The sequence below is a fragment of the Acinetobacter gyllenbergii genome, from assembly GCF_001682515.1.
Lineage (GTDB): Bacteria > Pseudomonadota > Gammaproteobacteria > Pseudomonadales > Moraxellaceae > Acinetobacter > Acinetobacter gyllenbergii.
Genome location: NZ_KV575271.1, coordinates 149090 through 155303 on the forward strand (window position 1 = coordinate 149090; position 6214 = coordinate 155303).

The window sequence follows — 6214 nt, forward strand, 5'->3', positions numbered from 1 at the left end:
ACATAAAAAATATGATTGAGGTACGTGGTGAGGCTAAAAATAAATTTTGAATTGGTTTTTATTATTTAGATGACATTATAATTTTGAAAAATTTAAAAATTGCGACCATTACTTTATTTGTCGTCAAATTGATATGAGATAGCTTTATGTATTTAATAAAGAATATTTTAATTTTCTTAACTCTTGTATTTTCAAGCATTGCATGTAGCGAAAGTTCAAATCTTCCTAAAACTCAACTCGCACAGATAGATGCAATGTTAGATGAAGATTTTGTGAAAAAAGATATCCATGTTGCTTATGCAAAATATTTAGAAGAAGCTAGACAAGGGGATCCAAATGCTCAACTTAGCCTTGGGATGATCTATAAACGTGGTTCATATGGCCCTGAAAGAGATTTTACCAAAGCTGTAGAGTGGTTTGGACAGTCTGCCCAATCTGGCAATCCTTATGCTCAATACAATCTTGGTTTAGCTTACTTGTTTGGACAAGGGGTTGATGAAAATTTTGAAGAAGCATATGCATGGTTTATGAAAGCTGCGATGCAGGGGCATGCAAATTCACAATATGAACTTGCATCAATGTATCGTGCTGGTGAAGGTGTAGCCAAAAATGAGCTCAAGGCCATGGAATGGATGACAAAGGCCGCTGATCAGGAAATGGCGATTGCAGCATATGCACTCGGAGAAATGTATGAAGATGGTTCTGCTGGAGCAGTAAATATTAAGTTGGCCAAAAAATGGTATAAAAAGGCTGCTGAATATGGATTATCATGGGGTGCAGATAAGCTCGTGGAATTACAATAGCAGGCGAGAAATGCAAAGCTCCCGATGGAATATCATTGGCATTTAAAAGAAAAAGGGTTGAGGCATAATTCAGTGAGCTACAAGAAGCTCGTATATCAATAGTATGATCAATTGCTATTTATAAAGGTATTGGTGTCGTGAATAAACAAGGTTGATGAATCTGCTCCTTAACCGATATGTCAATATAATGAAGCCCTCGTAGATTGAGGGCCTTTTTTTATGAGCTATTGATGCATACTGGCCAGTTGCTGCCCTTGGTTGCGATATAAAGACAAGCCGATTCGTTGCAAATGACGTCCATTTTGTTCAAGGAAGTTGTTTAATTTTGGAATATGTTTGGCACCTGTATAGAGGGCTAAATTACGACCTATTAAATAATAAGCAAACCATGATGCCGATTGAGTGGGTAAACCTAATTTCTGCATTTTTTTGCGACCGATAAAAAACTGGGTAATTTCTAGATGCTGCTTATAGGCCAGTTTTTGTTGGAAAGAACGTAGATACTGGTATTTTCGCTCAAAGGGTTCTTTGGAAAGGCTAGACCCCAGAGAAATACTGCTTGCATCTGCTTGAGGGTGTGCGAAGTGCATCCAGTAAATGAGTTTCCAACCATCAGCCTCATGATCAACCAACCATTTTTCCTCTACCCCCATTAACCAGCCCGCATATTTCCAAAAATGTAAAAAGCTATCGACTTCTTGTTTGCTTGGAAAAATGCCCAAAGCACGAATCCCAATGAGGACCACGCCACTAAAAGCGATATTGGTCATCGCTTGATCATATTGATTGATCGGTATGCCCCAAGTGTCTGCATCCCATTTTTCTGATTTTTGTAATTGATGGCGCACTAAGGCATGGATGAAGCGTACAAAAATGGTGGAGGTAAAGCCTTTGCTAAACCGTTCAAACCCATTGGGCTCAGTGATATCCACCCACCATTTGGTGGTTTCGGCTAAACGTGTTCCTGCCTGTTTCTTTAATGCGCCCGTTAGGATTAAAGGTTGATTAAAACCAGGATACATATAGCCCGTCATTAAGGATAGATCTCGTAGGATCAGTCCGTTATTGATGCCCAAGCGATAGGTGAATTTCAATGCAGCATCAATTTTGTTTTGCTCATACCAAGCAGGTTTTTGTTCAACGAATTGGAAGAAGGCTGTGAGTTCAGGAATTTCATGTGGCAGTTTATCGAGGCCTTGATATAGCGCCGTTTCAAAATATTTACGATGCAGCTTAGGATTTTGTAACACCCACAGCAGCAGCTGATCCATCGGTGCATCACCACTTTGCAGGGCAGTATTCAGTGCCTGATACTCTTGATAACTCGGCTGAACGTCCTGTCGGGTCATGTAGCTGAGAAGCTTGGTTTTGAGATTAGATTGACTCATGTCTTCAAACGCTGCCAAACGTTTAGGTTTAACGATGCTTTGCATTGCATAAAGCCTCTGATTGTTATTTAATCAAAGCTTAATACGAATAATTATTCGTATTCAATTCGCATTTCCATTGAGGCTGAGCATGAGAAAACGACCACAGCAGCAACGTGCCAAAATGATCGTCGAAAGTATTTTGGAAGGGGCGCAGAAATGTATTGCTGAATATGGCGTGTTGCAGGTGACGACACCTAAAATCTCTGAAAAATCAGGCGTTAGTGTTGGGTCGATTTATCAATATTTTGAAAATAAAGAACAGATCATCGCAGAATTATTACTGCGCAAAAGTGAAAATTTGGGGCAGGCAGTCAAGCAACTGGTGATGCGACAACAACAAACCTCTATTCAGGACATCATCACATTAAGCATTGCCTTTGGCTTTGAATCATTAAAGTCTGATCAGGGATTTTTTATCGAAATTCTAAAAAACTGGCATGCCTATAGTGATTCCGAAGCAGCACAGGTTTTGGAGCAGCATTTTTTAGAAATCGGTATGTATTTATTCGGGCGTTATTATCCGCATTGGGATTTTGAAACTTTAAAACATAAGTCTTTTGTGATTATTAATAGTACCTTATTTACCATGATGCGTTATGCCAGTAAAAATACTTTTCTAATTGAAGAACAGCGACTACAACAAGAACTGTCTAAAATGATTGTTTCTTTTTTAGATGCAGTATGATGCACTCAACATAATCAAAAACATAACAAGATTCAGGACCACAACATGCAAAGTTTAAAACAATTTTGGAGCGGCTTTCGTTTACTGCCATCAGCATGGTTGTTACTGGTTCAACTGGCATTATTGGTTTTATATATGTTGACCACAGGTGACAGTGAATTTCGGGCTTTGACTTGGTCATTAGGTGTCTTGGCCTTGTTGATTATTGCCAAGGTGATTCGACAGACACCTGTGTTTACTTTTTGGGGCTTGGTTTTTGTCAGTGGTGCCTTTCTATTTTCGATTATGATTTTTATTGGTTATGGCAATCAGACCATTCAAATCATTGCGCATAGTTTTGAAGCTTTGGCCTATTTCTATGCTGCCTATGGTTTATTGCGCTATATGTTTGCAGATCGCTATCTCACTAAAGATGAGTTATTTGCGGCAGGGGCGGTATTTACCCTCATCGCTTGGGGGTTTGCCTTTTTATATAGTATCTGTCAATTAATTTTGCCCAATAGTTTCCAAAATCCTAATCAACCTCAAGCCTTACAGCATTGGCTCGATCTATTATTTTTGAGTTTTAGTCTACAGTCGGCAACTGGATTATCGGATTTGATCCCGATCAGTCCTGCGGCTAGAGTATTGGCGATGCTACAAATGTTTGGTGGGGTAATGTATCTGGCGGTAGTGGTGTCTCGCCTTATTGCGTTGCAATATATTGCACACATGCCCAAACACTTGAGTGATAAAGAATAACTTTGTTACAGCATTACAACTGCTTTATTTTTCACATTTTTTATAATTTATATCGAGTTTTGCAAAATTTAAGCTCGCTTTTGTTCACATTGTGAATGTCTTCTTTGGCCATTAGGGCCTGTCCATTATCATTAGAATAACGTGGGGGAATTATGCCTTCCAAGCCATCTTCGCAATTTGCGAATGTGAATCCAAACGTGTTTTTAAGCACGGTGATTATCATTGCGATTTTTATCGCAATCGTTGTAATCGCACCCAGTTCATTTGAATTTCTGACCCAACAATTGAAGCAGTGGATCACCGATTCCTTTAGCTGGTTTTATGTCTTGTCTGTTGCGGTGTTTTTGATTCTGCTGATTTATATTGCTTGTTCCGCCAGTGGTAAAATCAAATTAGGACCTGATCACAGCCAACCTGAATATAGCAATGGCTCCTGGTTTGCCATGCTGTTTACTGCAGGGATGGGCATCGGTTTGATGTTCTTTGGTGTCGCGGAACCCGTGATGCACTATGTCAGTCCACCAAGCGGTGATCCTGAAAGTGTAGATGCCGCACAACAAGCCTTAAGAATTACCTTTTTCCATTGGGGCTTACATGCATGGGCAATTTATGCCGTGGTCGGATTGGCCTTGGCCTATTTTGCTTATCGGCATAATTTACCGTTAAAAACCCGTTCCGCCTTATACCCCATTATTGGTAAGAAGATTTATGGTCCTTGGGGCGATAGTATTGATACCTTCGCCACCATTGGTACGGTTTTCGGGGTGGCGACCTCTTTAGGTTTTGGTGTGACGCAAATCAATTCAGGTTTGCATTATCTCTTTGGTATTGAACAAAGTAGCAATGTTCAGGTGATCCTGATTATTTTTGTCAGTGCTTTGGCCTCCATGTCGGTATTTTTAGGTCTGGATAAAGGGGTAAAACGTCTCTCCGAACTGAATCTGATTTTGGCTTTGGTGCTGCTGGCCTTTGTGTTTATTGCAGGTCCAAGTATCTATTTGTTGCAAACCACCATTCAAAACATGGGTTCGTATATGTCGAACTTATTTGGTATGACCTTTAATCTCTATGCCTATCAACCGAATGGCTGGATTGGCGGTTGGACCATTATGTATTGGGCATGGTGGATTTCATGGTCGCCGTTTGTAGGCATGTTTATTGCCCGTGTATCGCGCGGCCGAACCATCCGTGAGTTTATTGTCGGTGTGTTATTGATCCCGACAGGTTTTACCATCATCTGGATGGGGTTCTTGGGTAATGCCGCGCTGTTTAACATTATGCAAGAACATAATGTTAGTCTCATTCACGCCGTACAAAGTGATTCATCAGTTGCGTTATTTGAGTTTTTGAATCATTTGCCATTTTCAGGGGTGATGAGTTTACTGGCGACGGTATTGGTGATGCTCTTTTTCGTCACCTCTGCGGATTCGGGTGCGCTGGTTACTGATTATCTCACCGCTAAAACCGAAAACTCTCCCACATGGCAACGTTTGTTTTGGACGGTGTTGATGGCAGCATTGGCCATTATCCTATTGTTGGTTGGTGGTCTATCGGCATTGCAATCTTCCATCATTATGAGTGCATTGCCTTTTACTTTTATTATGTTGTTGATGAGCTGGGGGCTATTAAAAGCCTTAAAGCTGGATGTCACCAAGATGAAAGCCATTCAGGAAGCGCGAATTACCCCACGTGCCATCAATAATCCACGTAGTTGGCAGCAACGTTTGGGTCTGATCATGCATTACCCGCATACAGAAACAGAAGTTCAGCACTACATTGAGACACAGGTGCGTAAAGCCTTTGAAAGTATTCAACGTGAATTTAAGCGCCGTCACTTGGAAGTGGAGATACGTGAAATTGAAAATGGTCTGCAACTGCATGTGGATCATCATCATGAAATTAACTTCACTTATAAAGTCATCTCACATGCCACTGTTCCACCAAGCTTCATGTTGGGACGAGCAGAGGAGGATGAGGCCAATTACTTCCAAGCAGAAGTCTTTTTAAGAGAGGGTGGACAAAACTATGATGTAATGGATTGGACGCAAGAAGATTTAATCCAAGACATTATTGATCAATATGAACGTCATCTATACTTCTTGAATATTGTGAGAGGCAGTACTTCTTAAGAGAAAGTACTTATTACAACACTGAAAACAACGGTTTTGAGCGATCAAAGCCGTTGTTTTTATTTTGGGTGGTGAAATTTTAAACATGAATCGAATAGGAGACAGATTTTTGCATGGAGTGAGGTGTTTAAAATAAAAGCTAAATATAAAAAGAAAGCTGCTTTATTGCTGATAATAAAAACAGAATTTCAATAAAATTATTTAATTTCAATTGGTTAGTCTATTTAAATTCACTTTTAAGATAATTAATAAATTTTAAATTATATAAATCAGTTAATTAGATGCGTTAAAGTTTAAAAATAAAACAACCGAATAATTTAATTTTTAAAAGTGCTTGCAACGGGTCTGAAATACTGTAGAATGCACATCCATCGGCGGTGATGCAGATAAAAACTTGTTGAGAAACAAGGGTTTGGCTAAAGTGGT

The 6214-nt window shown here is 39.7% G+C and carries 5 protein-coding genes; 4 read left to right on the plus strand and 1 reads right to left on the minus strand.

Going from position 1 to position 6214, the window contains the following annotated elements; all coding sequences use genetic code 11:
- Nucleotides 1-146: 146 nt before the first annotated feature.
- Nucleotides 147-803, plus strand: coding sequence for a tetratricopeptide repeat protein (locus NG55_RS19470; RefSeq protein WP_065344164.1), 657 nt, complete (start codon nt 147-149; stop codon nt 801-803).
- Nucleotides 804-1027: 224 nt separating this feature from the next.
- On the opposite strand, the gene NG55_RS19475 is transcribed toward NG55_RS19470, so the two are convergent.
- Nucleotides 1028-2236: an oxygenase MpaB family protein gene (locus tag NG55_RS19475; RefSeq protein ID WP_065344165.1), complete on the minus strand. Its 1209-nt coding sequence runs from the start codon at nt 2234-2236 to the stop codon at nt 1028-1030.
- An 85-nt stretch (nt 2237-2321) separates the two neighbouring features.
- On the opposite strand from NG55_RS19475, the gene NG55_RS19480 reads away from it, so the two are divergent.
- The 3 genes from NG55_RS19480 to NG55_RS19490 all read left to right on the plus strand — a co-directional run bounded on the left by NG55_RS19480 (nt 2322) and on the right by NG55_RS19490 (nt 5788).
- Nucleotides 2322-2918, plus strand: a complete 597-nt coding sequence (locus NG55_RS19480) for a TetR/AcrR family transcriptional regulator (protein WP_016542612.1) — start codon at nt 2322-2324, stop codon at nt 2916-2918.
- A gap of 45 nt (nt 2919-2963) precedes the next feature.
- Nucleotides 2964-3659: an ion channel gene (locus NG55_RS19485; RefSeq protein ID WP_065344166.1), complete on the plus strand. Its 696-nt coding sequence runs from the start codon at nt 2964-2966 to the stop codon at nt 3657-3659.
- A gap of 152 nt (nt 3660-3811) precedes the next feature.
- Complete coding sequence (locus NG55_RS19490; RefSeq protein WP_016542614.1) at nt 3812-5788, plus strand: BCCT family transporter; 1977 nt, start codon at nt 3812-3814, stop codon at nt 5786-5788.
- Nucleotides 5789-6214 lie beyond the last annotated feature (426 nt).

Bases quoted from the DNA above. Each gene is read 5' to 3' on its own strand.
- NG55_RS19470 (WP_065344164.1), top strand. From the start codon at position 147: ATGTATTTAATAAAGAATATTTTAATTTTCTTAACTCTTGTATTTTCA.
- NG55_RS19475 (WP_065344165.1), bottom strand. From the start codon at position 2,236: ATGCAAAGCATCGTTAAACCTAAACGTTTGGCAGCGTTTGAAGACATG.
- NG55_RS19480 (WP_016542612.1), top strand. From the start codon at position 2,322: ATGAGAAAACGACCACAGCAGCAACGTGCCAAAATGATCGTCGAAAGT.
- NG55_RS19485 (WP_065344166.1), top strand. From the start codon at position 2,964: ATGCAAAGTTTAAAACAATTTTGGAGCGGCTTTCGTTTACTGCCATCA.
- NG55_RS19490 (WP_016542614.1), top strand. From the start codon at position 3,812: ATGCCTTCCAAGCCATCTTCGCAATTTGCGAATGTGAATCCAAACGTG.